A 26,209-nucleotide genomic window follows, 5' to 3' on the forward strand; every position below is an offset into this window, starting at 1 on the left:
ATGGGTTTGACCGGATCCGGCCGCAAAGCGGCTGTGCTGTGCACCGCCGTCGTACTCCTCGGATCCCTCGCCCTGCCCGCCGGGGCGGCGCCGCCACCGGCCACCGCCCAGCCGGCGCTCAGCGTTCCGGCGTCGCCGGAGATTCCCTCGCCCGAGGAGATCGCGGCTGCCAAAGCCAGTGAAAGCGCGACGGCGGACCAGGTCACCAGAATCGACCGGATCCTTGCCGACGCCGCCGCAGCCCAGGAGGCCAGTTTTGCCGCGGCCATGCAGGCCAACAATGCCTACGGTGATGCCCTGGTCACGCTCGGGATCCGCCGGGATGCCGCCGCACTTGCCTCGGCGAAGGCCGTATCTGCCCAGGCCGAACAGGCGAAGACCCGTAAGCAGGTGGGACAGCTGGCCGGGGACCTCTACCGCAACGGTGGACTCAATCCCGCGCTGAGCACTTTTGTTAGTGGGAACGGCGAGGTGCTGAAGCAGGCCGCCACCCTCGAAGCCATTTCCGCCAGCCGGAGCCGGGCATTTGAGGCGGCCGACAACGCCGCCTCGGCCTCCCAGTCGCTGACTGCCGCGGCGGAGGACGCCAACCGTGTGGCCGACGACGCGGCCAGGTCCGCCGAAGACCGCAAGGTTGAAGCCGAACGCGCCAACGCGGCGCAGGCGAAGGCGGTCTCCGAGGCGAAGGCCCAGCGCGCCGTGCTCGTGGACCAGCTGGCAAGCCTCAAGAACACCACGGTGGCACGGTACTAGGACAGAACGTCCTTCGTGACGAACCGGCCGTAGGCCAGCGCCCCGAAGACCGCGATGTAGCCTGCCTGCAGCAACGCATTACTGCCAAAGGAATCCCAGGCAATCGGCTGGCGCAGCAGATCCGCGAAACCGAACCAGTAGTGGCTGAACAGCCAGGGGTGCAGCCACTCGAGCTGCGGCAGCTCACCCACAACCTGTGACACCACGGACGCCACGATGGTGGCTGCCATGGCGCCCACCGGAACATCGGTCAGGGTGGACAGGAAGAGTCCGACGGCGGACAACCCCAGCAGCGACACGGTCAGGTACGCCGCCACGAGCAGCAGGCGCACCACTGCCTCCCCCGGGGTGATCACGTCGCCGGACAGCAGCGTCACCGGGCCTACCGGAAACAGGGCCGCCCCGATCCCTGCTCCAGCCAGCGCCACCACCAGCGGAGCCACGATGCAGAACGCGGCGGCGCCTGCGTATTTGACCAGCAGCAGCCGCACGCGGCCGGCCGGCGCCACCAGGAGGTAGCGCAAGGTGCCGAGGCCAGCCTCGCCCGCGATCGTATCCCCGGCCACCACGCCCACGGTGAGCGGCAGAAACAGCGGCACACACACGAGCAGCGCCGTTACCCCCACAAACAGCCCGTTCTGGGTGATCCTGTCCAGGAAGGCAGGTCCGCGGCCTGGTGGAACGGCCGAGGACACGCGGACGGCAATGGCCATCAGCACCGGCACGGCCGCTAGCGCCAGCAGCATGGCCCAGGTCCGGCGCCGGCGGAAAAGGACGCTCAGTTCGGAGGCCAGCAGAGGCAATCCGGAGGAAGCCTTGGCCGGTGCATCCGTCGCGACAACTTCCTTATTGGGCAATGTCGAACCCCTCCCCCGTCAGCGCCACAAAGCGGTCCTCCAAGCTGCCCTGCTCCACGGCGAAGCCGCGCACCCGTACACCGGCCGCCACCATGGCGGCCACCACGGCCTCCGGTTCCACGGCAACCCCCGACTGCCCTGCGTCGCCCAACTGCCCTGTGTCTCCCAACTGCCCTCTGTCGCCCAACTGCCCTGTGTCTCCGGCCGTGCCGGTATCCCCGGCCTGCCGGCTGTCCCCGTAAACCAGCGCACCGTTGCTCCGGCCGCCCATGGGCGTCATTCCCAGCCGGGCGAAAACGCCCTCGGCCAGGCCGGCGTCGGGCGTTACCAGGCGGATCCTGACCTTGCCCTCGTCCCGCAGTTCAGCGAGCGTTCCCTGCGCCACCAGCCGGCCCGCGCTCATGACCGCCGCATGCGTGCAGATCTGCTCCACCTCCGCCAGCAGGTGGCTGGAGACGAAAACCGTGGCGCCGTCGGCCGCGAGGGAGCGGACCAGGGAGCGCACCTCGCGGGTGCCCTGAGGATCCAGGCCGTTGGTGGGCTCGTCGAGCACCAGCAGCTCCCGGGGCGAGAGGAGCGCATTGGCGATGCCCAGGCGCTGCTTCATGCCGAGCGAATACGCGCGGACTTTCTTACCGGCGGCGTGCGTCAGGCCCACGCGTTCCAGCGCGGACTCCACCCGGGCACGCCGCGTGGACTGTACGGCGTAGGGGTCCGCCGCATCGAGGCGCCGAAGATTGGCGGCTCCGGACAGGAACGGGTAGAACGCGGGACCCTCCACCAGGGCGCCCACACGCGGCAGGACGTCGTGGAAGCGCTCCGGCATCTCCAGCCCCAGCACGCTGACCGACCCGTCCGTTGCCCCGGCGAGCCCCAGCATCATGCGGATGGTGGTGGTTTTGCCGGAGCCGTTCGGGCCCAGGAAACCGAACACCGAACCCCTCGGGACGGCCAAATTAACGCCGTCCACGGCCAGCTGATGGCCGAACCGTTTGCTGAGGCCGCGCGTCTCTATGGCCAGCTCAGCGCTCCGTCCTGCGACTGTCACCTCGCGGCAGCAGCGGTCAGCAGGCGGTCCGCGGGAACAGACCCGGCGAAAACGCGCCCGTCATCGGTAAACAGCACATTTACGACGGCGGTGCTGAACAGCCGTCCGCCCGGCACCGCCACAGCGGCCTGCTGAAGCAGCGGATCGCTGGACATCATCGCACCGGCCTCCGCAGATGCGGCGCTGGCGGGGAATTCGACCACGCTCTCCCAGCCGGTACCCGTCACCGTAGGCCGCACTGCTGCAGCATCCGTCGCCGCAGCATCCGGCGTTATAGCTTCCGGAACTGAAGCGTCAGGCGACACGGTGCCAGGAACTGCAGCGTCAGGAACCACGCCCTCTTCCGTACGGTGTCCGGGCCAGCGGTGTCCGGGCAGGCTTCCCGTTCCGTGGGCCGGTACTTCGACTTCCTTGACGGTGGCCCCCGGCGGCGGGCTAAAGGCGAACAGTGAGGCGTCCGGGGCTTCAAGTGACAGGCTGGTGAACGCCAGCTTGAAGGCCGGTTCGCTCTGGCCCCGGGCCTTCAGTTCGACGCTCAGCGGCAGGCCGCTCTGGCCGTCAACGGCGATGGCTACCGAAGCGATCAGGGTGCCTTCCGTCCGCGGGGTGACCACCAGGTTGTAAGCGGCCCGGCCGGCAACGTTGACCTCCGGAAGCACTGAAATCTCAGTGGTGGGGTCAGCGGCCGCAAGGAACCGGGCGGCCAGGTCCTCCGGCGTCGGCATCACACCGTCCGTGCCCGCACCGGGATGCTTGTACTGGCCAACATCATGATGCCGGCCGGCATCGGCGGGGAGTGTCAGGTGAGTGGCGGTGTTGTCCCTGGAGCTGTACAGCCACACCTCGTCCCCGCTGCGTACGGCATTGCGTTCAGCGAGGCGGTCCAGGACCTGGACCCGCACGTTGCGCGGTCCGTCCAGGAACACCCTGGCGGTATGCGGCCCACTCAACAGCTCAAGGACGGACGCTGCGCCGCCGGCCGACGGCCCGGTTTTCGGAAGCTCGGGCAGGCCGATCCGGGACGTCTGCTCCAACGTCCCGGAGAGCGACGGAGCGGAGTGATGCGCTACCAGCGCCAGGACCTCTTGCGGCGTCTTGGCGGGCAAAGGGTCCCCGGCGCTTGCCGGCAAAGACCCTGCCAGCGCAGCGGCGGCAATTACGGCGGGCACGGCGGCGGCGGGCATCCACCGCAGCCACTTTCTGGTCATGACAACTCCGCTCCAACATTGCAGCTTATTGATTCCAGAGTACGCTTCGGACCCGCCCGCTACACCCCTTTGGGACGTCGCCGTCGTGCGCTTGCCGGGGCGGCTCAGCCCGCTGCCGGCGCGACCGTGCCGGCCCCGCCGTCGAGCGTTATCAGCTGCCCGGTGCTGATGGCGGAGGTTGCGTCCGGGACGCCCACGACGGCGGGAATTCCGTACTCACGGGCGACGACCGCGCCGTGGGAATTGGGCCCGCCCATTTCCATCACAAGCCCGCCGGCGGTGAGGAACAATGGCGTCCACCCCGGATCCGTTGACGGGGCCACCAGGATCTCACCGGGTTCCAGCGCGGCGCCCTGCGGGTCCAGGATGACGCGCGCCCGGGCCGTGACGGTTCCGGCCGACGCCGGCGTGCCGGACAGGACCCCGGCCGCCGTGCCGGCGCCGGTGCCGTGCAGCGCTTCGGGTTCCGTTCCGTCCGAAAGCAGCACCCGGGGAATGCGACGGCGGCCCATTTCGGCGTCGTAGGCCTCGCGGCGCTCCGCCACGATTCCCCGCAGCGACTCCCCTGCAAGGCCCCGGTGCGCCTCGGCGAAGTCGAGGAAAAAGATGTCGTCGGCCTCGGCGATGCTGCCTGCCGCGGCGAGCGCCTCCCCCACCGCCGTCAGCTGTTTCCGCACCGAAGCCAGGCCTTCGACAATGTGGTATTTCGGCAGTTCGCGCAGTCCGGCGAACAGACGGGTCCGCGTCAGCGCACCACGCACCATGCGGGCCCGCATCCTGCCGGCCGGACCGCCTTTGCTCCCCGCGATCGCTGTTAGCCTCTCGATCTGGGCCTCCGCCTCGCGGGCGGCGTTGGCGAACTGCCGGTCCGGGGCCAGTGCCGGATCGTCGAGTTTGAGGTAGTTCGCCAGGACTCCCAGGATGTGCGCGGGGTCGTCCGACCAGCGGGGCATGCCGAGGTCGATTTCCGCCACGGCGCGATGGCCGTACCGTGCCAGGAAGCCCGCCAGCCCGGACTGCAGGACGGCGGGAAGCCCGCCGGAGCGGTACCGCCGCGCCAGTTCAGCCGGAGAGGCCCCCTCAAAAACGGCGGCGGCCCCGGGGTGGGAGCGGATGTCCGTGGCCAACTGCCAGAGGGCAAGGTCCATTTCCGTGGTCACGTTGTTGGGGAGGCCCCGGAGGACGCCCTGCAGGGCACCGGACTCGGAGCCCTGCCCCGCCAGCTTCCCAGCGACCGCCAGCAGCGCGAACCCCAGAGCGGGCAGCGGCATTACCGCCGGAACGATGTGGAAGAGCCTCTCGCCCAGGATGCGTTCGGCCTGCTCCAGCCGTTCCGCCGGCGTCGCCGTGTCCGGGACCACGAGGCCGCCCCGGAACCGCGCGCCGAATCTATCCACACGCTGAAGCGCCGCTTCCGGTCGAAGGAGCGCCCGGAGGAACGACTCCGGAACCTTGGCCTTCGCAGCCAGCGGAACTACATGCCGGAGGAGCGGCCACGGCGACCTGAGCGTGACCGAGAACCTCGGGTCAGCGAACAGCCGGCGGAGTACCGTGGCGGATCTGGCTTCCATAATGTCGAAAACACGGGGCACAATGGCGCGGCCCACGCTGCTGCGGACCACCGGGGTGAGGTCGACGAAGAGGCGCTGCCCTGCCTGCCGGAACGGGGCCGGGCCGTTGCGCGGCTCGGGCACGTCGAAGCCGGCCGCACGGGCCACCGAGGACGCGATCATCCGGAAGCCGGCCATCCCCATCGGGGTCAGCGGGCGGGTCAGCCCCTGGGCAAGGCTGAAGCACAGGAAGACGCGAGCCCCCTCGGGCACCCGCAGGTCGGGGCGCGGATCCGGCAGGGGATACAGCGTGGTGATGGGCCGGGACTGCACCAGGAAGAGCTTGTCCGCGGCGTCGATGGCCCATTCGATGTCCTGCGGCGCCCCGTAGTGCCGCTCCACCCTGCTGCCCAGGGCGGCCAGTTCCCGGATCTGGCCATCGCTGAGGGAAGGGACGGAATCCGGGACAAGGTTGATCCGCTCGGTACCCCCTCCGGCGAGCGGCCTGATGGCGAGCCCCTTATCCCCCTCCCGCCGTTCCAGGATCTCCTGGGTGGCCGTGTCCACCACGAAGTGATCCGGATTAACGGCTCCCGAAACCACCGCTTCGCCCAGCCCGGGACTGGCATCGATCACGGCCTCAAACCGCCGCCCCGTCACCGGGTTCGCTGTGAACAGGACACCCGCCACCTCGGCGTCCACCATGCTCTGGACCACCACCGCCAACGCCACAGTAGACGGGCTGATCCCGTGGGTGGCCCGATAGGTCACTGCCCGGTCCGTCCACAGCGACGCCCAGCACTTCCGGACGGCGTCCAGAACGGAGTCAGCGCCCACCACATTCAAATACGTGTCCTGCTGCCCGGCGAAGCTCGCGAGCGGCAGGTCCTCGGCCGTCGCCGAGGACCTCACAGCCACCGGAACGTCCGTGCCCAGCGCAGCGTAGGACTCCCTGACGGCGTCGGCTATCTCCGGCGGAACGTCCACGGCGAGGATGAGCCCGCGTGCCCGGGCCGCCAGCGTGGCCAGGCCCGCGAGGTCGTCGGTCCCGGTGGCGGCGAGTGCGGCGTGCACGCCTTCAAGTCCCGCGGGGCCCACAGCCCGCCGGTACGCCTCCGTGGTCAGGCAGAAGCCGGGCGGCACGGGGAGCCCGGCACCCATGGTTTCGCCCAGGTTGGCCGCCTTGCCGCCCACCCGGGCCAGCATTCCGGCATTGATGAGCTCCAGCCCCAGCACGAGGCCGTCCGCGGAAACGTCCTGAGTGCTGCTCTGGGTCACCGTTGGCCTCCTGGTGTGTTCGCCCGGCCCGGCGTGTCCGCCCGGCCGTTGGAGAGTCGGAAGGGCGGTTACGCCGCTCCGAGCATGGGCCCGAAGCTGGCGCGGTCGGCGAGCCGCGGGTCGTCCCGGTCCGGAACCACCAGCACCGGCCCCTTGGCATGGTGAAGGATGCCGTCCGACGTCGACCCCAGCAGCATTCCGGTGAAACCGCCACGGCCGCGGGTTCCCACGACCACCAGTTCCACGTGCCGGCTGGCTTCCACCAGGACCTCGACCGGGGAACCGTCCACGAGCTGGGTCTCCACAGTCAGCTTGGGGTAGTGGCTCTTCAGCCACGCCACGCCGGCCTCGAGCTGCACCCTGATGTCCGCGAACAACGCTTCCCTGTCCATCGGAGCGGGGACCCATGCCAGCGAGCCGCTGTACTGCGGCACGGCGCACACAACGCGGAGCGGGGCACCAAGTCGTTCGGCCTGGTCTGCAGCCTCCAGGACGGCGACGCGGGCCTGTTCGGAACCGTCGACGCCCACCACCACAACGTGCTCCACCGGCTGGTTGCCGGATTTGGCCCGCTCGGCTTTGACGTGTTTGTCATCCGTGGTCTCGCCCAGGCGGTCCGCGCAGATCAGCGGCACAGTGACCGTGGGGCACTTGGCGTGTGCCGGCAGGGCGCTGCTGACGGATCCGAGCAGCCTGCCCACGAAGCCGCCCCGGCCTCGGGTGCCGAACACCAGCAGTTCGGCGGACTCGGACATCTCCAGCAGCACTCCGGAGGCGTCGCCGTTTTCCACGGATGCGTCAACGTCGATGTCGTACGGGGCCACCTTATCCAATGCCTGCTTGAGGATGGCCTCGGCGCCCTCGCGGATTACCGAATCGTCAACGGTGGCATAGCCGCCGTCCAGGCCGGACGCCGCGAAGATCGGCACGGAGTATGCGGTCACGATGTGCAGGGGGCGGCGGCGGCGCTCAGCTTCACGTGCGGCCCAGACGAGGGCACACTGGCTATGGTCGGAGCCGTCAACACCCACAACGATCCCCTCGGGGGCGGCAGAACCGCCGTCGTCATCCCTTGATGGGTGCACCTGATCTCGGCCCATGGGGTCCGCCTCCTCGCGATACTGCCTGATGTTGCCGCTATTCTGCCAGAAGTGGCCGTCCGCCGGGTGAACCGGGCGCCAAGGCCGGATTCTGGCCGAATAATCCCTCTTTTAGACCACTATTCTCGGTTGCAGAACGCTAAGCAAGCGGCCCTCCGTCAGGCAGCCGGAGGCTTCCGGAGAGGCTCCGGACACCTGAGCCAGCTACCAGTTTTTACAGCACTGAAACATAAAGATCCCACCTCCGATGAGCCGAATTACAAGTATGAGATTGTTGGGTTAGCCAATGTCCGGCAAGGGCTATCCAGAGCTCCAAAAGTTCTGTAATGTCGAGGCGTTGCGAATCTGAGATACGTGTTTCAGAACACATTTCCAGCTTCATGCGCGGCAGCCGGACTTTGGGGGTTACGGAGAGTGCAGGGGAACCAGACCTGCACAGCGAACCATTCGAGGAGGAACGAGCAGTGTCGAGCATGCCAATTTATGGTGGAACCGAGCAGACCACCACGGTGATCATCGGCTCAGGGCTTCCGGGCCTGGCAATTGCCAGCGAGCTCCGGCGGCGCGGCGTGGACTCCATCACCGTGGATGCGCTCGAAACCCTGGGCGGAATCCAGTCCGCCAATACCGTGTCACTGCCCCGCTGTGACGCGCCGAATTCAGCCACCATGCAGGAACGGAACGAAATCCTCCGGCACCTGAGGAACTACGCCAGCAGCCACAACCTGGACATCCGCAACAACACCCGTGCCGTCCAGCTGAACCTGCTGGGCACCGGACTCTCCCAGCCGCCCATGCACCAGTGGGCAGTGCACACGCCCGAGGGCATCCTGCTGGCCCACCACATTGTCCTGACCCGCGGTGCACACAGCCAGCTGCGCCGCATGCTCGCCGACTTTGGGCTGGCCCTGGGGCAGAGCCTGGCCGCCGCCATGCGGGCCATCGGCATATACCTCGTGGGCGTCGGGGAACTCATCACGCCGACACCCAAGGAAGTACTCCGCCAGGCCAAGGTTGTGGGACAGGCGATTTCCGCCAAGGTCTACCCGGACAGTGTTCCGTCAGTGCTCACGGGAAGCTTCGCCGCGCTGCCGTCTCCGGCTTAGCGGGCGTCGGCATCCTCGGAACTGTCGCCGGCCGTGGAGGTGTCGCCGTCATTGTTCTTCAGGTTGCGCTTCGCCAGCACGCCGAGCGCCACAAGGATGCCCAGGGCGGTCCCGGCGAACACCACCAGGCTCCAGGGGAACGGCTCCGACGCGTCCGGGGCGGGCTCCGGAACCGTGGGGGTGGTGCCGGGCTGTGCGGTTCCCGCCGAGGGGACCTGACCCGCCGTCGAACTGCCGGGCGCCGAACTGTCGGGCGCCGAGCTGCCCGGCGCCGGACTGGCAGAGCCGGAGCCCGCCGCTGCGGCGGTGGCCGTAAAGCTGAACGTGCCCTCAATAGGGTGCGAATCGGAACTGACCACGCGCCACACCACGGTGAACTTCCCGGCCGGGGCGCCGGCGCGGAGCTTCTGCGACGCCACGTTGTCCACGATCTCCACCGGACCCTCCGCCCAGTTCACGCCTGCCGCATCCTTCACCTGGATCTGCGAGCCGAGGGCCAGCGGGTCCTTGTTGAAGGCCACCGAAACCTTCTCCGGCGGAGTGGCAACCGTGGCCCCCTGGGCCGGGCTGCTGGACTCCGCGGCATCGTGGGCAGAGGCTGGTGCCGCTGCGGACAGCACGGCGGCCGCGAAAAACAGTGCCCCGATAAGGGCGCTCAGCAGGTAGCGGATGGAACGCATGCGGCGATACTCCTGTGTGTTGGCTTCCTTACAGACTAGGCGAAATCGCGGGCCGGCAACCCGCCAACCTACTAGGATTCAACTTATCCCCAACACTCTCCCCGGAGGACTAATGCTTAAGCAGGGCTCTGCACTGGACCGGTACTTCAAGATATCCGAGCGGGGGTCAAACTTCTCCCGCGAGATCCGCGGAGGCTTTGCCACCTTCTTCGCCATGAGCTACATCGTGGTGCTGAACCCCCTGATCCTCTCCGGGCCCGACTCCAGCGGCGCAGTCCTGGGCTTCCCGGCCGTCGCGGCGGTCACCGCCTTTGCCGCGGGCATCCTGACCATCCTCATGGGCGCCTGGGCCAAGCACCCGTTCGCCATGGCCACCGGGCTGGGCGTCAACGCCTTCGTGGCGGTCACGGTGGCAACGAACCCGGGCCTGACCTGGCCGGACATGATGGGGCTGGTGGTCCTTTCCGGCATCACCATGCTGATCCTGGTCCTCACCGGCTTCCGCACCGCGGTGTTCAAGGCTGTCCCGGACGGCCTCAAGACGGCCATCGTGGTGGGCATCGGCCTGTTCATCGCCCTGATCGGCCTGGTCAACGCCGGGTTCGTGCGCCGCATCCCGGACGCCGCGGGCACCACGGTCCCGGTGGGGCTGGGCTTCGACGGCAAGCTCCTGGGCTGGCCCACAGTGGTGTTCGTCTTCGGGCTCATCCTGACCATCGGCCTGCTGGTCCGCAAGGTCAAGGGCGCCATCCTGATCGGCATCATCGCCTCCACCATCCTGGCCGTCATCCTGGAATTCACCCTGCACATCGGCCCCAGCTTCGACGGCAAGAACGTCAACCCGCAGGGCTGGTCGCTGGTGGCACCGAAGTTCACCGAGTGGGCCGCGCCGGACCTGTCCCTGATCGGCAAGGCCAATCCCCTCGGCGCGTTCGAGCACCTCGGCTTCGTGGCCGCAACGCTGCTGGCCTTCGTGATCCTGCTCAGCATCTTCTTCGACGCGATGGGCACCATGGTGGGCCTGGCCAACGAGGCAGGCACCGTGGACAAGGACGGAAACATCCCCAACGTGGACCGAGTGCTGCAGGTCGACGCGCTCGGCGCGATCGTGGGCGGCGGCGCGTCCGTCTCCTCCAACCAGATCTACGTGGAATCCGGCGCGGGCATCGGTGAGGGCGCACGCACCGGCCTGGCCTCGATCGTCACCGGCCTGCTGTTCCTGGTGGCCATGTTCTTCACACCGCTGATCAACCTGGTCCCGTTCGAGGCCGTGGCCCCCGCCCTCGTGGTGGTGGGCTTCATGATGGTGGCCCAGGTGGGCAAGATCGACTGGCAGGACTGGGGCATCGCGATTCCCGCGTTCCTCACGTTCACGCTGATGCCGTTCACCTACTCGATCGCGAACGGCCTGGGCGCCGGCTTCATCGCCTACGTGCTGATCCGCACGTTCCAGGGCCGGGCCCGCGATGTCCACCCGCTGATGTGGGCCGTGGCCGCCGCGTTCCTGCTGTTCTTCGGCATCGGCCCCATCGAGCAGGCGCTGGGCGTCCTGTAGTCCGGTTTTCGCCCGCCAAGATGGCACTGTCCGGGATTTGCGACAGTCCGACGGCGGCGGGGCTGGTTTTCGGGGCTCCGCTGCGGTGAGCTTGGAGTATGCCGCACACAGTCCTCACAGTCGATAATCCGCCGCTCACCTGGCGGGGCCGGTTCGACGGCGACGGCGCTGAGCACCGCCGCTGGTGGCAGGCCGTCCAGCCGTACCGCCACGGTCCTGCTGCTCCGCTGCCGGAACACCTGCAGACCGGCACGCCGGAGCCTGGCCACCGTCCCGCCGTCATTCTCGGATTCAGCAGCGACGCCGGAGTGGTTCGCAACAAGGGCAGGGTGGGCGCAGCCGCGGCCCCCGCCGCCATCCGGGCCGCGCTGGGGCCGCTCGCGTTCCACCTCCCCCGCGAGGTGTTCGACGCCGGTGATGTGACCGTCAGGGACGGTGCGCTGGAGGCCGGGCAGGCCCGCGCCGGGCTGGCCGTTGCGGAAATGCTCGACGCCGGAAACCTCACCGTGCTGCTGGGCGGCGGCCACGAGACCGCGTTCGCCAGCTACCTTGGCGTAGCCGGTTCCGACGCCGTCCGCAGCGGGCAGCGGCTGGGCGTGCTGAACCTGGACGCCCACTTCGACCTCCGCGACGCCCCCGAGCCGTCCTCCGGCACACCCTTCCTGCAGATGGCCAGGGCCGAGGAAGCCGCCGAACGAAAACTGAACTACGCCGTCGTCGGAATCTCGGAGCCCAACAACACCCGGGTGCTTTTCAAGACCGCTGAACGGCTGGGTGTGAAGTACCTTCTCGACGAGGACTGCACGGCCGAGGCAACCCGGCAGTTCGTGGCCGACTTCCTGGACACCGTGGACGTGCTCTACCTGACCATCGACCTGGACGTGCTGCCCGCCGCCGTGGCCCCGGGGGTCAGCGCGCCGGCCGCCTACGGGGTCCCGCTGCCGGTGATCAGCGCAGTGTGCCGCCAGGTGGCTGCCAGCGGGAAACTGCTCCACCTGGACGTGGCCGAACTGAACCCGAAGTTCGACATCGACCAGCGCACGGCCAAGGTGGCCGCGCGGCTGGTCAACACCCTGCTGGGCTAGGCCTGCCGCCTGCCGTCAGGCACGGAAGGTGACGACGGCGGTGGCCCACGGTCCCAGCGTTACCGTCAGGTAGCCGTCGTCCGCTGAGGATGCCTCCGCGCGGGAGGCCTCAGCCCGGGAGCCCGCAGCGGCACCGATGACCGTCACCTCTGCCGCCCCCGGAGCGGCACTGCCGCCGGTCCCCTGCGGCAGCGTGAAGCGTGCTGTGGACTCGCGGGGGCTGAGGTTGCCCAGGAACAGCTGCAGGCCGCCGTCCGACTGGACCGGGTAGACCGTCACGGGGCTCTTGCCGGCCCGCCGTTGCGACTGCACGGGATCAGCGGCCAGGACCGGATCACCCTTGCACGCCGCGAGCCTCCGCAGCAGCTCCCCTGCGGGGTTAAGGGCCCCGTCCGCGGCCGTGACGCCACGCGGCGGTCCTGCCTCGAAGTACGTCACGGAAGCCACGCCGTCCACCGTCAGGGCGTGGAGGCTGGCCAACGTCCAGGCCGCGGTGAAGCTGTGGTCCTGGAGCTCGTCGCCTTCCGCACGCTGGTCCGGGGCATGAAGCCGGGGCTTGAGCGTGATGGGTCCGACGTGGACAGGCCGCCCTTCCCCCAGCTTGTGGGCGCTGGCGGCGGCAAGACGCTGCACCGGAACGGTCTCCACGATGTGCGGGATTTCCGTGCTGTGCACCTGCGGGGCGAGGCTGAAGGTCAGGGCGTCGGCGTCCTTTGGAACGGGGCTGACGTTGCCGCTTCCGGCGCTGCTTCCGGCTATCCAGCGGTTGAGTTCGGTGAAATGCGAGCGGGTGCCGGCCAGCAGCTGGCCGCTGAAACCGGCGTCGTTGAGCGAAGCCTTCAGTGCGTCAAACGCTGCCGGATCGGTGCACTGCGTTTCGGGGTGGAAGAGTCCCAGCCGGACGACCCGGGAGAGCGACCCGCCCAGGGCGCTGCTGAGTGCTTCCGCAACGCCGTCGGCCGAGTCCGACACCACCCGCACGTCCAGGGCGGCTCCGTGGCGGTCCGCCTCCCGGGCTGCGGCGGCAAGCTTGGCAGGCCAGGCTTCCCGGGGTTCGTACAGTTCCACCAGGACGGCGTCGAGGCCCGGCAGCGTGGGGCCTTCCGCTGAGCCGGCGCCTACCGGGGCGGAAGCCGTCGAGTCAGCATCCACCGTGTCCACGGACAACGCCAGAGCCGGAACGGTTCCCACCGGCACGCCCACGGCAAAGGCCGCCTGCTCCTGGCTTTCGCGGGCGGGGTTGTCCGGCGTCTCGATGCTCAGGGCTTCGATGCTGACCGACTGCTTCACGGTGTCCCCCACGGCAACGTCCACCGCGGTGGGCAGCGCCGAGGGGGTGCTGTAGGTCTTGAAGGAACCGTCGCTCCAGTTCCGCTGGTCCTCGGTTTCGAAGATGTCTCCGGAGAAGCCAAGGTCGAAGGCGGTTCCGGCGTCGGCCCATTCCAGCGAGGAGATGTCCGTGAACACCAGGTCCGGCCTGATGTCTGTGGGGAAGGCCCCGCTGGTGACATTGCCGTCCGGCGACACCACGCTGACGTCCCGCCCGGCTTCGCTGGTGGGATGCAGGACCACCAGGCCGATCCGGTTGCGGCGGAACGCCGCTTTCGCCCGGCCGGAGAAGGACACATCAACGATGGCCGGGGTGACCCGCAGCATCAGCATGCCTTCGTAGGCCGGGGGTTCCGTTCCATCTGCGGCAGTACCGGGCGCCGCAGTGCCATCTGCCGCAGTGCCGGGGGCAGCGTAGTCAACGTGGATGCGGAGGCTGATGCCGTCGTCGTCCTTCAGTTCCTCGATGTCCCGCACCGACGGCGCAAAGGTGCGCCATTCGTGGTCCCGCACCACCGCTTTGATGGCACGGAGTACCGGCCGGCCGCCGTAGCTGATGTTCGCCAGTTCGTCCCCGATCAGCTCCGCCGTCCAGACGCCCACGGCGAGCTTCCTGATCTGCGGATCGAGCCGCCGCTCGAGTGCGGGGCGGGAATCGGAACCCGCCAGGGCGGACGATACTGAGGCGGACGGTACTGCGGCGGACGGTACTGCGGCGGACGGTGCTGCGGGGTGCAGGGCTGCGGAGGGCTCAGTAGACACGGGAAGCTGCTCTCTGGTGGCTGGTGACTGCGCCCAGCTGACCCCGGGCCGGTCCTGTGGATTTGACCATATCGGAAGAGGCCCGGAGGCTCAATGGCCGTCCGTCAACGCCTGTTATGTGGCTGCTGGCCGCCCTACCTGCTACCTACTGCGCGGCGTCGTACCCGGCCAGCAGGCGGCGGGAAGCGGTACCCATGTGCGAAGCCATGGCCTCGGTCACTGCGGCGGCGTCGCGCTTTTCGAGGGCCGTAAAAATGGCCCGGTGCTCCGCGAGCGCTGCGGCGGCGTGCCCTTCGTCCGTGAGGGCGCGGTCAACCCAGATCCGCAGCAGTGAGCGGATGCTCTGGAGGAGCTCCTGCAGCACCTGGTTTCCGGAGCTGGTGGCAATTTCCTTGTGGAAGGCGGCGTCGGCTTCCACGAATGCCGCCAGGTTGCCCAGGTTCTGCTCCATCGAGTCGAGGTTGGCCCGCATTCGCGCCAGGGACTCGTCGGTAATCCGGGCCGCGGCGAGCTGGCCGGCCTGCACCTCAAGGCCGCTGCGGAGTTCGATGAGCTCACGGGTCCTGGGCTCGCCCAGCATGAGCCCCCAGCTGAGGGTCCGGGGCAGGAGCTCCGAAACGCCGTCGCGCAGGTACGTTCCCGAGCCGGGTCGGACAATGACGATGCCCAAAATTTCCAGTGCGGCCAGTGCTTCGCGTACGGCCGAGCGCCCCACTCCGAGCGAGGCGGCCAGCTGGCGTTCGGCGGGAAGGCGGGTCCCGGCGGCGATGTCTCCGCTGGTGAAGTAGGCCATCAGCCTCTCGGCGACCTCGGAGACGACAGAACCCTGCCCCATAGAACCAAGCGCGGCACTGATTTTGGCCGTCGAGGCGGCGGAGTTTGCGGACACACTCACAGCGTAGCAACCACACGCGGGCAGGCATGGCATCCCGACTTCAAAATTGAATCAGTCAACCGGTTGACCAATTTACCTTGTTGGCCTTATGGTGGAAGTCACAGGCCTAGCCCCACTTGATACGCCCCCCGACGCTAAGCCTCGAAACCAGCCCCACGCCTCCAGCGCAGGATGCGGCCGGGACATCAACATCTAGGAGTCAACGTGGACACCACACAATCGGTGGTCGAAAAATCTGCAATCAGGAAAGTGGCAATCCGGCTGGTGCCGTTCGTCGCCCTGATGTTCTTCATCAACTACCTTGACCGGACGGCCATCTCCTTCGCCGGCCCCAACGGCATGAACGGCGACCTGGCCCTCTCGGCGGCGCAGTTCGGTTTCGCCTCCGGCGTTTTCTTCATTGGCTACATCCTGCTGGAAGTCCCCAGCAACCTGGCCCTGCACAAGTTCGGCGCCCGCCGCTGGCTTGCCCGCATCATGGTCAGCTGGGGCATCGTTTCCCTGCTGTTCACCTGGGTGGGCAACGTGGAACAGCTCTACATCCTCCGCTTCATCCTGGGTGTTGCCGAGGCCGGCTTCTTCCCCGGCGCCATCCTGTTCCTGAGCCTGTGGGTTCCGTCCCGGCACCGCAGCAAGATCCTGGCCCTGTTCTACTTGGCCCAGCCGCTCACCACCGTGATCGGTGCCCCGCTGGCCGGCCTGCTCATCCAGCAGCACGGACTCTTCGGACTCGCCGGCTGGCGCGTCATGTTCTTCGGCGTGGCCATCCCCGCCATCATCGTCGGCGTCATCGCATGGTTCTACCTGGCCGACTCCCCCGCCAAGGCCAAGTGGCTGACCCTGGAGGAAAAGACCTGGCTGACCGGCGCCCTGGAGAAGGAAAAGCAGGAAACCGCAGCCAGCAACAAGCACGTCAGCGTCCGCACCGTCTTCGGCAACGGCCGGGTCTGGATGCTCTCCGCGATCTACTTCGGCTTCATCTACGGCCTGTACGCCCTCGGCTTCTTCCTGCCCACCATCATCGCGGGCTTCGAAGGCATCTACGGCACCAAGTTCGACGTCTTCCAGAAGGGCCTGATCACCGCAATTCCGTACCTGCCCGCTGCGTTCGCACTGTACTTCTGGTCCAAGGACGCCACCAGGCGCGGCGTCAAGACCTGGCACATCGCCCTCCCCGCCCTCATTGGCGGCCTGAGCATCCCGCTGGCCCTGTTCGCCGGCTCCCCGGCGGCCACCATCGCCGTCATCACCATCACGGCCATGTCCATCTTCGCCGCCCTGCCCAACTTCTGGACGGTGCCCACCCAGTTCCTCACCGGCGCAGCAGCGGCTGCAGGCATCGCCCTGATCAACACGGTAGGCAACCTGGCCGGCTTCAGCGCCGGGTACGTCACCGGCTGGCTCAAGGACCTCACCGGAGGGTACACGGTGCCGATGTTCGTCGTCGGCGGCTTCATGCTCCTGTCCTCCATCCTCATGGTGACGCTGAGCCGCTCCGGCAAGGTCAGCGAAGGCGTCCCGGCTGAGGCGCTGGACCCGGCGGGCGCCGGACACCACTCCGAGCCGTAACAGCCCGGGCCGTAACAGCCCGGGCCGTAACAGCCCGTGCCGTCACAGCCGGGCCGCAACAAGCCCGGGGGCGTCCCCCTTGCCCGGGGACGCCCCCGCTCCAACCCGCCAATCCAATCCGCCCCGCCCCGAACGACTTCCTTAGTTAGGCCCAGGAGCTTCCCATGACCCGCCTGTTCAATGAACCAGCAGCTTTCGCTGACGAGATGATCGAAGGCTTCGTAGCCTCCCACGGCCGCTGGGTAAAGCGCGTCTCCGGCGGCGTCGTCCGCAACACCAGGAGCACCCCGGAGACGGTGGCGCTGGTGATCGGCGGCGGCTCCGGCCACTACCCGGCGTTCGCGGGCCTGGTGGGGCAGGGCCTGGCGCACGGCGCCGCGATGGGCAACCTCTTCGCTTCCCCCTCCGCGCAGCAGGTCTACAACGTGGCGAAAGCGTCCAGCAACGGCGCCGGCGTGCTGCTGGGTTACGGCAACTACGCCGGGGATGTCCTGCACTTCAACCAGGCCCAGGACCGCCTCCGCAAGGAAGGCATCGACTGCCGCAGCATCGCCGTCACCGACGACGTTTCTTCCGCCCCGCTCACCGAGCGCACCAAGCGCCGCGGCATCGCCGGGGATCTGACCGTTTTCAAGGTGGCTGCCGCAGCCGCCGAGGCCGGCTACTCCATGGACGACGTCGTCGCCATCGCCGAGCGCGCCAATGACCGCACCCGTTCCTTCGGCGTCGCCTTCACCGGCTGCACCCTGCCGGGCGCCGACCACCCGCTGTTCTCCGTCCCCGAGGGCCGGATGGCCGTGGGCATGGGCATCCACGGCGAACCCGGCATCGGTGAAACGGACATCCCGACGGCGGACGAGCTCGCCGAACTGCTGGTGGCCAAGCTCCTCACCGAAGTCCCGGAAGGACTCGAAGGATTCGACGGAGGCACCCCCCGCCGTGTAGTTCCGATCCTCAACGGCCTGGGCAGCGTCAAATACGAAGAGCTGTTCGTGGTCTACCGCCGCGTGGCCCAGCTGCTGGCCGAGGCCGGCCTGGAAGCCGTGGACCCGCAGGTGGGCGAGCTCGTGACCAGCTTCGACATGGCCGGCACCTCCCTGACCCTGTTCTGGCTCGACGAGGAACTCGAGACCCTCTGGAACGCCCCCGCCGACGCTCCGGCCTTCCGCCGCGGCGCCGTTACCGCGGCGGCTTTGGACGCGTCGGACGCAACTGAACTGGCCGACGTCGAACAGTCCATCCCGGAAGCGACGGCGGAGTCCCGCGCCGGCGCCGTCCGGGTCCTCGCAGCGCTCGGCGCCGCGAAGAACGTGGTGGACGCCAACGCCGACGAACTCGGCCGGATCGACGCGATCGCCGGCGACGGCGACCACGGCATCGGCATGGAACGCGGCGTCCGCGCCGCCGTCGACGCCGCCCGTGACGCCGTCGCCCGCGGCGCCGGCGCGGCCACCACCTTGCATTTCGCCGCGGACGCTTGGGCCGACAAGGCCGGCGGAACCTCCGGTGCCCTCTGGGGCATGGCCCTCCGAGCGGTCGGTGACGCCGTGGGCGACACCCAAGCTCCCGACGCCGGTGCTGTCGCCGCCGGTGTTGCCGGTGCCGCGTTCGCGATCATGGACTTCGGCAAAGCCAAGCCCGGGGACAAGACCCTGGTGGACGTCCTGGTCCCGTTCCGGGACGCCCTCACGGCCGGCGTCAACGCCGGGCAGTCCCTCACCGAGGCCTGGGGCGCCGCGGCCACCGTTGCGCAGCAGGCCGCAGAAGACACCGCGCAGCTGCTGCCCCTCATGGGCCGCGCCCGCCCGCACGCCGAGAAGAGCCTCGGCACCCCGGACGCCGGCGCGGTATCCATGGCACTGATCGTCCGAGCCATCCACAACACGCTTACCGAAAACACCCTCAGCAACAACACAGTCAAGGAGAACGCATGAGCGCCAAACTGCGCCTGGTCATCGGGGCCGACGACGCCGGATTCGAATACAAGGAAGCCCTGAAGGCTGACCTGGAGGCCTCCGAGCTGGTCGAATCCGTGACCGACGTCGGCGTGGACGCCACCAGCCACACCCCCTACCCGTCCGTGGCCATCGCCGCCGCCGAACTCATCGCCGCCGGCAAGGCCGACCGTGCCCTGCTGGTCTGCGGCACCGGGCTCGGTGTGGCCATCGCCGCGAACAAGGTCCCCGGCGTCCGGGCCGTCACCGCCCACGACAGCTTCTCCGTGGAACGCTCCGTCCTGAGCAACAACGCCCAGGTCCTCACCTTCGGCCAGCGGGTCGTCGGCCTGGAACTCGCCCGCCGGCTCGCCCGCGAATGGCTCACCTACACCTTCGACGAGACCTCCGCCTCGGCCGAAAAAGTCACCCTGATTAAGGACTATGAAGGTGTCACTTCCTGCTAAGAACGCTTCGGCCCGCGCCGGAGACACAGCGCCGCAGGCGAAGGCCATCATCGGCGTCAGCCTGAAAATGTACTTCGGCTACCAGCGCTCGGTCGACTACTGCCGCGACGTGGCCACCATCGCGTTCGCCCACCCGGCAGTCCAGAGCGGCGACATCGAACTGTTCGTGCTGCCCACCCTGCCGGTGCTGCCCGAAGCGGCCCGCATCCTGGGTGCGGCCGGTGCCGCCGCCGGAGCCCAGGACATCTTCTGGGAAGACGAAGGCGCGTTCACCGGCGAGGTCGGCGGCACGACGGTGGCCGAACTCGGTGGCCGCTACGCCGAGGTGGGCCATGCCGAACGCCGCCGGATCTTTGGCGAGGACGACCGAGTCATCGGGCTCAAGACCGCCGCAGCCTACCGCAACGGCCTCACGCCAATCCTGTGCGTCGGCGAACTCAACGCCGGGTCACCGGAAGAAGCCATCGCCCAGTGCAGCGCCGAGATCGATGCCGCCCTGAACCGGGCACAGTCCCTGGGACCGGCCGGACGCACCATCGTGGCGTACGAGCCGCAGTGGGCCATCGGCGCCCCCGAACCGGCGTCACCGCAGTACATCAGTGCCGTCATCACCGGCCTGGACGCACACCTCCGGGCACTGCCCGGCCAGGCAGACAGCCGGGTGATCTACGGCGGCAGCGCCGGCCCCGGCCTGATCACGGAACTGGACACCGCCGTCGCCGGCCTGTTCCTGGGCCGCTTCGCCCACGACCCCCAGGCACTCAAGACCATCCTCGACGAGACCGCCACACGGCTGGCCGCGAAGAAGGTGGCCGCGTGAGCTCACGACTTGGCCTGAGCAGCTACGCGTTCTTCTGGCAACTCTCGGACCAGGTGTCCGAACCGCTCAGCATCCACCAGGCACTGGAACGGACCGCCGCCCTGGGCGTGGACCTCTTCCAGATCTGCGACTTCGCCCCGCTGGAAGCCATGACCGACACGGAGCTGGAAGCTGTCCGCGCCACCGCGGAGCGCCTCGGCATGGCGCTGGAGCTCGGCACCAAGGGCATCCGCCCGGAGCACCTGCGGAAATTCCTGCACATCGCAGGCATCCTGGGCTCGCCCCTGCTGCGCACCATGTTCAACGTCCCGGGCCACACCCCGACGGCGGAGGAAGCGGTGGCGATCTTCAAGGAAGTTCTGCCTGAATTCGAGGCAGCCGGGGTGAAGATCGCGGTGGAAACCTACGAACAGGTCCCCACCTCCCGGATCCTGGACGTCATCCGCGGAGTGGACAGCCCGTCCCTGGGCATCTGCAGCGATCCGGCCAATACGGTCGCGGCGCTGGAGATGCCGCGCGAGGTGATTGACGCCGTCGCGCCCTACGTCCTCAACATGCACATCAAAGACTTTGCGTTCAGCCGCAAGGAGGGGTGGGTCGGGTTCACGTACTCCGGCGCTCCCCTCGGCGAAGGCCTTCTCGACTATGACTACATGGCCGGGAAGCTTCAGCCCAAAGAAAGAAACATCAACCAGATCGTCGAACACTGGCTGCCGTGGCAGGACACCGAGGCGGACACCATCCGCCTCGAAAACCAGTGGACCCAGCAAAGCATCGATTTCCTAAGGAGCAAGTGAAATGTCAGCAGAACAATTGACCGTCGCCGTCATCGGAGCCGGTGGCAAAATGGGAATGCGCGTTTCCCGGAACCTCCAGAAGAGCGCCCACACCGTCTTCTACAGCGAGAACTCCCCCGCCGGCCAGGACCGCGTCCGCGCCGAAGGCCGTGACATCACCTCCACCGACGACGCCGTCAAGGGCGCCGACGTGGTGATCCTCGCCGTCCCGGACACCGTCCTGGGCGTTGTGTCCGAAGGCGTGGTCCCCCAGATGAAGGCCGGTGCGATCCTGCTCACCCTGGACCCCGCCGCCGCCTACGCCGGGCTGCTGGCCAAGCGCGACGACGTGGTCCAGGCTGTGGCGCACCCGTGCCACCCGTCCGTGTTCCTGGAGCGCACCACCAAGGAGGAATGGGCCGACACCTTCGGCGGCGAAGGCGCCCCGCAGAACGTGGTTGCCGCGATCGACGAGGACGCCCCCGCAGCGACCCGCGACTCGGCCGAGGCCGTCATCCGCACCATCTACGCCCCCGTCATCGACGTGCACTGGGTCACCGTGAAGCAGCTCGCCATCCTGGAACCCACCCTGGTGGAAACCGTGGCCTGCATGATCGGCACCCTGCTCAACGAAGCACTGCACGAGACCGTACACACCGCCGGCGTCCCGGAGGAGGCAGCCAAGGCCATGCTGTTCGGCCACGTGCAGATCGCCCTGACCAACGCCCTCCGCGGCTCCAACCCGTTCTCCGAGGCCTGCGAAATCGCCATCCAGTACGGCAAGGACACCATCATCAAGGACGACTGGAAGAAGATCTTCGACGACTCCGAGCTCGACGGCGTCATCGCCAAGATGCTGAAACTGGACGCCGTCAAGCGCTAGGCGACCGGCCCTGCCGCAGGGCTCCAGCCCCCTTCGGGGCGGCTTAAAAAGGCTGTCCCTCCGGGCTTCGGTAGACCCGGAACCCGGAGGGACAAATGCCAGACATCTTACCTATTTTGACAAAGCCGGTAGAATGGATCGTGGCCATCCGGCACATCGTTTAGAGAAAGTCCTGCAATGAGCTCAGCAACCATGGAACGCCAGACCACCGACGTTCGGTCCATCCACCTGACCTTTTCAACCGCCGAAGAGGTTCACCACGGCCTGGACAGCGCCGTAAACGAACTCATCGAAGCTGCCGTAGCAGACGGCAACTGCGGCATCCGCGTCACCCGCCACGAGCCGGGCGCGTTCACCGTAGCACTAGACGAATCCGTACCCTTCGGTGAAACCTACGAGGACATCGCCGCCTAACCACGCGGCCGGATCCTGGGCGTAGTTCCTGGTCTTAGAGCCTGGTCTTAGGTCCTGGTCTTAGGTCCTGCGGACCTGCACACCGTCTGACTTCATAAAGAGCTGGGATTCCGAAGGGCCCGTGGGCACCAGCCAGAGCACATTTCCACTCACGGAAACTTCCTCAACTTCACCCGCGGCCACCACATGCGCATGCTTGAGGATTTCCACCCGCTCGCCTGCTTTGAGGTTCCTCCAGTCGGAAACCGTGGCAGCAAACGCCGCCCGCCTGGACAGAACCGTCCCCCGTGCTTTCATTGAACTTCTACCCCTTTGTATATGTTCTTTTGCCACAACATCATTGGTGTGGGCTTCATCACTACATCTTTAGTTCTACTACAATTCCCGGGCCCCCGCCTGTTGTGTCGCGCAGTATTTCGGGGGCGCCGGGAAATTGTCATTCTGGATGCATAAAATTCACTTTTAGGCCAGAATTCCGACGGCGGATTCGGCTGCCGCCCGCACCTTGCCGGACGCAACGAGCCGGTCTGCCTCCTCCAGTTCCGGTGACAGGAACCGGTCCGTGCCCGGACCCTCGACGACGTCGCGCAGCGCCGCGATCACGGCCGCGCCGGCAGGCCCCGGAGCCAGTTCTCCGCCGGAAAGCTGGGTCCGCATGTCGATGGCCCGTGCGGACGTCACCAGTTCGATCGCCAGGACGCGGCGAAGGTTCTCCACGGCCTTCCTGAGCTTCCGGGCCGCGTGCCAGCCCATGGAGACGTGGTCCTCCTGCATCGCGGAGCTCGGGATCGAGTCCACGGACGCCGGGACGGCCAGCCTCTTGTTGTCCGAGACCAGTCCGGCCTGGGTGTACTGCGCGATCATCAGGCCGGAGTCCACTCCGGGATCCGCTGCCAGGAAGGCCGGCAGGCCGTGCGAACGCGCCGGGTCCAGCATGCGGTCGGTGCGGCGTTCGGCAATGGAGCTCAGGTCCGCCACGGTAATGGCCAGGAAATCGAGAACGTAGGCCACCGGTGCGCCGTGGAAATTGCCGTTGGAGCTGACCCGGCCGTCCGGAAGGACCACGGGGTTGTCGATGGCGGCGGCGAGTTCGCGGGAGGCTACGAGGGCGGCGTGGTCCACGGTGTCGCGGACGGCCCCGGCCACCTGGGGTGCGCAGCGCAGCGAGTAGGCGTCCTGGACCTTGGTGTCGTTGATCCGGTGCGAGGCCACGATCGGCGAGTTGGACAGGACCCGGAGCATGTTGTCCGCGCTTGCCGCCTGGCCCGGGTGCGGCCGGAGTGCTGCATGCAGCTGGGGCAGGAACACCTGGTCCGTACCGAGCAGCGCCTCGACGCTGAGCGCGGCGGTGATGTCCGCCGTCGTCAGCAACTGGCGGATGTCCGCGATGGCCATCAGGAGCATGCCCAGCATGCCCTCGGTGCCGTTGACCAGCGCCAGGCCCTCTTTCTCGGCGAGCGTGACGGGTTCGATCCCGTGTTCGGCGAGCAGCTCGGCGACAGTCCGTTCGCCGCGCCCGCCGTAGGTGACGCCGTCGGGCCCTTCTGCTTCACCCTCGCCCATCAGCACCAGGGCGCAATGCGACAGGGGCGCGAGGTCGCCGGAGCAGCCGAGCGAGCCGAATTCGCGGACCACCGGCGTGATGCCGGCGTTGAGGACGTCCACCATGGTCTGCAGGACCACGGGGCGGACGCCGGTGCGGCCGGAAGCCAGGGTCTTGGCGCGCAGGAACATGATGCCGCGGACCACTTCGCGTTCCACGGCAGGGCCCATGCCGGCGGCGTGGCTGCGGATCAGCGACTTCTGCAGCTGGGTGCGCAGCTCGTTGGGGATGTGCCGGTTGGCCAGGGCGCCGAAGCCGGTGGAGATGCCGTAGGCCGGGATCTCGCTGTGGGCGAGGTCGTCGATGTGGGCGCGGACCTTGGCTACCGTGTCGAGGGCTTCCTGGGAGATGGTCACCTTGGCGTCGTGGCGGGCGACGGCGACGACATCCTCGGGGGTGACGCCGCTGGAGCCGAGGGTGACGGTGAGCGGTTCGTGGGTGGTGAGAGTCATGATTCCTACTTCAATTCTCATCGATAGCTCCGTAAGTGCCCTTTTGGGACCTCATAACGGCTCTTACGGAGCAATCGATGTGGGGTTGGGACCGTGGTCAGCGGGTTTCGTTCATGGGGATGCGGACGCCGCGTTCGTTGGCGACCTCGACGGCGCGGTCGTAGCCGGCGTCGGCGTGCCGGATGACGCCCATGCCGGGGTCATTGGTGAGGAGGCGCGCGAGCTTTTCCGCGGCGAGGTCGGTGCCGTCGGCGACGGAGACCTGGCCGGCGTGGATGGAACGGCCGATGCCGACGCCGCCGCCGTGGTGGATGGAGACCCAGGTGGCTCCGGATGCGGTGTTGAGCAGCGCGTTGAGCAGCGGCCAGTCGGCGATCGCGTCGGAGCCGTCGGCCATGGCCTCGGTTTCGCGGTACGGGGAGGCGACGGAGCCGGAGTCGAGGTGGTCGCGGCCGATCACGATGGGTGCCTTGACCTTGCCCTCCTTGACGAGCTGGTTGAACAGCAGCCCGGCCTTGGCGCGTTCGCCGTAGCCCAGCCAGCAGATACGGGCCGGCAGGCCTTCGAACTCGACGCGCTCGGCGGCCGCGTCAATCCAGCGGTGCAGGTGCTTGTTCTCGGGGAACAGTTCCTTGATGGCTGCGTCGGTGACGGCGATATCCTCGGGGTCACCGGAGAGCGCAACCCAGCGGAACGGGCCCAGGCCCTCGCAGAACAGCGGGCGGATGTAGGCCGGGACGAAGCCGGGGAACTCGAAGGCCCGGCCGTAGCCGCCCTTGCGGGCCTCATCGCGGATGGAGTTGCCGTAGTCGAAGACCTCGGCACCGGCGTCCTGGAACTCCACCATGGCCTGGACGTGCTTGGCCATCGAGGCCTGGGCCTTCTTGGTGAAGCCCTCGGGGTCGGCGGCGGCCTCGCGGTGCCATTCCTCCACCGTGATGCCCTCGGGCAGGTAGCTCAGGGGGTCGTGCGCGGAGGTCTGGTCGGTGACAATGTCCACGGTCAGCTCGCCGGCGTTGTGGCGGCGCAGGATCTCCGGGAAGACCTCGGCGGCGTTGCCGACGTAGCCCACGGACCAGCCGCGGCGCTCTTCCTTGGCTTTGAGGACCTTGGCGATCGCGGCGTCGAGGTCGGTTTCCACCTCGTCGAGGTAGCGCTTGCCGGCGCGGCGGCGCAGGCGCGTTTCGTCGACGTCGACGATCAGGCAGGCGCCGTCGTTCAGGGTGACGGCGAGCGGCTGGGCGCCGCCCATGCCGCCGCAGCCGCCGGTGAGGGTCAGGGTGCCGGCGAGGGTGCCGTTTTCGTCTCCGGTGAGCTTGCGGGCGATTGCGGCGAAGGTTTCGAAGGTGCCCTGCAGGATGCCCTGGGTGCCGATGTAGATCCAGGACCCGGCGGTCATCTGGCCGTACATCATCAGGCCCTCGGCCTCGAGCCGGCGGAATTCAGGCCAGTTGGCCCAGTCGCCGACGAGGTTGGAGTTGGCGAGCAGCACGCGCGGCGCCCATTCGTTGGTGCGGAAGACGCCCACCGGCTTGCCGGACTGGACCAGCAGGGTCTCGTCCTTTTCCATGGTTTCCAGGGTGCGGGTGATGGCATCGAACGCGGCCCAGCTGCGGACGGCGCGTCCGGTGCCGCCGTAGACCACCAGGTCGTCCGGGCGTTCGGCGACCTCGGGGTCCAGGTTGTTCATGAGCATGCGCAGCGGGGCTTCCGTCTGCCAGCTCTTGGCGGTGAGCTCGGTGCCGCGGGCTGCTTTGACCGGGCGGGCACCGGTGGTGAAATCGGCGGGTGCCATGAGGCGCTCCTTCGTGTGCTTGGTGGTTCGACCGGCGTCCGCCGGCTCATTGAGGTTCTGTATCAACTAAAGCCTGTCCGCAGCCCCGGAAACAGTGGGTTGAAGCCGGTGCTGTCCGGTATTCCAGACGCACTCCCCTGTTCCCAACTAGGTAGCAGCAGGTGTCGTTTTCGGCCTTCAAAACGACATCTGCCGCTACCTAGTGGTGTGTCTCCAAAATAGTTTGTGGGTGCGCTGTTAAGCTGGGGCTATGACGAATCCGGCTCCTGCTTTGGTGGTTTCTGATGGTC

General features: G+C 67.9%; 22 protein-coding genes. 11 read left to right on the plus strand and 11 right to left on the minus strand.

Annotation, left to right across the window (positions count from 1 at the left end; all coding sequences use genetic code 11):
- Window positions 1-753 carry a hypothetical protein gene (locus tag PV761_RS08485; RefSeq protein WP_347895875.1) on the plus strand — a complete coding sequence of 251 codons (753 nt, stop codon included), beginning with the start codon at window positions 1-3 and terminating at the stop codon, window positions 751-753.
- Here the strand turns inward: PV761_RS08485 and PV761_RS08490 are convergent.
- From PV761_RS08490 to PV761_RS08510, 5 genes are all read right to left on the minus strand, one after another.
- Complete coding sequence (locus PV761_RS08490) at window positions 750-1,610, minus strand: ABC transporter permease (RefSeq protein WP_347895877.1); 861 nt, start codon at window positions 1,608-1,610, stop codon at window positions 750-752. The two genes, PV761_RS08485 and PV761_RS08490, sit on opposite strands and share 4 nt — an antisense overlap.
- On the minus strand, window positions 1,600-2,658 hold the full coding sequence (locus PV761_RS08495; RefSeq protein ID WP_347895879.1) for an ATP-binding cassette domain-containing protein: 1,059 nt from the start codon (window positions 2,656-2,658) through the stop codon (window positions 1,600-1,602). The genes PV761_RS08490 and PV761_RS08495 overlap by 11 nt, the downstream gene beginning before the upstream one ends.
- Window positions 2,655-3,866, minus strand: a complete 1,212-nt coding sequence (locus tag PV761_RS08500; RefSeq protein WP_347895881.1) for a hypothetical protein — start codon at window positions 3,864-3,866, stop codon at window positions 2,655-2,657. Before PV761_RS08500 ends, PV761_RS08495 begins: the two co-directional genes overlap by 4 nt.
- A gap of 104 nt (window positions 3,867-3,970) precedes the next feature.
- Entirely contained in the window at window positions 3,971-6,622 is a 2,652-nt protein-coding gene (locus tag PV761_RS08505; RefSeq protein WP_347895912.1) for a PEP/pyruvate-binding domain-containing protein, read from the minus strand.
- Between the two features lie 140 nt (window positions 6,623-6,762).
- Entirely contained in the window at window positions 6,763-7,794 is a 1,032-nt protein-coding gene (locus tag PV761_RS08510; protein WP_028270697.1) for a universal stress protein, read from the minus strand.
- A gap of 473 nt (window positions 7,795-8,267) precedes the next feature.
- Between PV761_RS08510 and PV761_RS08515 the strand changes: the two genes are divergently transcribed.
- Window positions 8,268-8,900 (plus strand): FAD-dependent monooxygenase, encoded by a 633-nt coding sequence (locus PV761_RS08515; protein WP_043438289.1) that lies wholly within the window; start codon window positions 8,268-8,270, stop codon window positions 8,898-8,900.
- Here PV761_RS08515 and PV761_RS08520 read toward each other — a convergent pair.
- Window positions 8,897-9,580: a copper resistance CopC family protein gene (locus PV761_RS08520; RefSeq protein ID WP_347895883.1), complete on the minus strand. Its 684-nt coding sequence runs from the start codon at window positions 9,578-9,580 to the stop codon at window positions 8,897-8,899. The genes PV761_RS08515 and PV761_RS08520 overlap by 4 nt on opposite strands.
- 112 nt (window positions 9,581-9,692) lie before the next feature.
- Between PV761_RS08520 and PV761_RS08525 the strand changes: the two genes are divergently transcribed.
- On the plus strand, window positions 9,693-11,135 hold the full coding sequence (locus PV761_RS08525) for an NCS2 family permease (RefSeq protein ID WP_347895885.1): 1,443 nt from the start codon (window positions 9,693-9,695) through the stop codon (window positions 11,133-11,135).
- 98 nt (window positions 11,136-11,233) lie between these two features.
- Entirely contained in the window at window positions 11,234-12,220 is a 987-nt protein-coding gene (gene hutG / locus PV761_RS08530) for a formimidoylglutamase (RefSeq protein ID WP_347895887.1), read from the plus strand.
- A gap of 15 nt (window positions 12,221-12,235) precedes the next feature.
- Here hutG and PV761_RS08535 read toward each other — a convergent pair whose 3' ends face one another.
- Window positions 12,236-14,311, minus strand: a complete 2,076-nt coding sequence (locus PV761_RS08535; protein WP_347895889.1) for a hypothetical protein — start codon at window positions 14,309-14,311, stop codon at window positions 12,236-12,238.
- Between the two features lie 145 nt (window positions 14,312-14,456).
- A complete protein-coding gene (locus PV761_RS08540) occupies window positions 14,457-15,200 on the minus strand; it encodes a FadR/GntR family transcriptional regulator (RefSeq protein WP_347895891.1) in 744 nt (247 codons plus the stop codon).
- A 210-nt stretch (window positions 15,201-15,410) separates the two neighbouring features.
- Between PV761_RS08540 and PV761_RS08545 the strand changes: the two genes are divergently transcribed.
- The 7 genes from PV761_RS08545 to PV761_RS08575 all read left to right on the plus strand — a co-directional run bounded on the left by PV761_RS08545 (window position 15,411) and on the right by PV761_RS08575 (window position 22,069).
- On the plus strand, window positions 15,411-16,775 hold the full coding sequence (locus PV761_RS08545; protein WP_347895893.1) for an MFS transporter: 1,365 nt from the start codon (window positions 15,411-15,413) through the stop codon (window positions 16,773-16,775).
- Between the two features lie 164 nt (window positions 16,776-16,939).
- Window positions 16,940-18,709: a dihydroxyacetone kinase family protein gene (locus tag PV761_RS08550; protein WP_347895895.1), complete on the plus strand. Its 1,770-nt coding sequence runs from the start codon at window positions 16,940-16,942 to the stop codon at window positions 18,707-18,709.
- The gene (locus tag PV761_RS08555; RefSeq protein WP_028270688.1) at window positions 18,706-19,176 is read left to right on the plus strand and encodes a ribose-5-phosphate isomerase; all 471 of its coding nucleotides are present in this window, start codon (window positions 18,706-18,708) and stop codon (window positions 19,174-19,176) included. Before PV761_RS08550 ends, PV761_RS08555 begins: the two co-directional genes overlap by 4 nt.
- Window positions 19,160-19,996, plus strand: coding sequence for a triose-phosphate isomerase family protein (locus PV761_RS08560; protein WP_347895897.1), 837 nt, complete (start codon window positions 19,160-19,162; stop codon window positions 19,994-19,996). Before PV761_RS08555 ends, PV761_RS08560 begins: the two co-directional genes overlap by 17 nt.
- Complete coding sequence (locus tag PV761_RS08565) at window positions 19,993-20,793, plus strand: sugar phosphate isomerase/epimerase family protein (RefSeq protein WP_347895899.1); 801 nt, start codon at window positions 19,993-19,995, stop codon at window positions 20,791-20,793. Before PV761_RS08560 ends, PV761_RS08565 begins: the two co-directional genes overlap by 4 nt.
- Window position 20,794: 1 nt before the next feature.
- Window positions 20,795-21,655, plus strand: coding sequence for a phosphogluconate dehydrogenase C-terminal domain-containing protein (locus PV761_RS08570; RefSeq protein WP_028270685.1), 861 nt, complete (start codon window positions 20,795-20,797; stop codon window positions 21,653-21,655).
- A 177-nt stretch (window positions 21,656-21,832) separates the two neighbouring features.
- Window positions 21,833-22,069, plus strand: coding sequence for a hypothetical protein (locus PV761_RS08575; protein WP_051628828.1), 237 nt, complete (start codon window positions 21,833-21,835; stop codon window positions 22,067-22,069).
- Window positions 22,070-22,129: 60 nt separating this feature from the next.
- Here PV761_RS08575 and PV761_RS08580 read toward each other — a convergent pair whose 3' ends face one another.
- The 3 genes from PV761_RS08580 to hutU all read right to left on the minus strand — a co-directional run bounded on the left by PV761_RS08580 (window position 22,130) and on the right by hutU (window position 25,919).
- On the minus strand, window positions 22,130-22,366 hold the full coding sequence (locus PV761_RS08580) for a hypothetical protein (RefSeq protein ID WP_347895902.1): 237 nt from the start codon (window positions 22,364-22,366) through the stop codon (window positions 22,130-22,132).
- Window positions 22,367-22,531: 165 nt separating this feature from the next.
- Window positions 22,532-24,124 (minus strand): histidine ammonia-lyase, encoded by a 1,593-nt coding sequence (hutH, locus tag PV761_RS08585; RefSeq protein WP_347895904.1) that lies wholly within the window; start codon window positions 24,122-24,124, stop codon window positions 22,532-22,534.
- Window positions 24,125-24,221: 97 nt separating this feature from the next.
- Window positions 24,222-25,919, minus strand: a complete 1,698-nt coding sequence (hutU, locus tag PV761_RS08590; RefSeq protein ID WP_028270681.1) for a urocanate hydratase — start codon at window positions 25,917-25,919, stop codon at window positions 24,222-24,224.
- Window positions 25,920-26,209: the final 290 nt, after the last annotated feature.

Origin of the sequence: Arthrobacter sp. CC3 (assembly GCF_039907775.1) — a bacterium.
Lineage (GTDB): Bacteria > Actinomycetota > Actinomycetes > Actinomycetales > Micrococcaceae > Arthrobacter.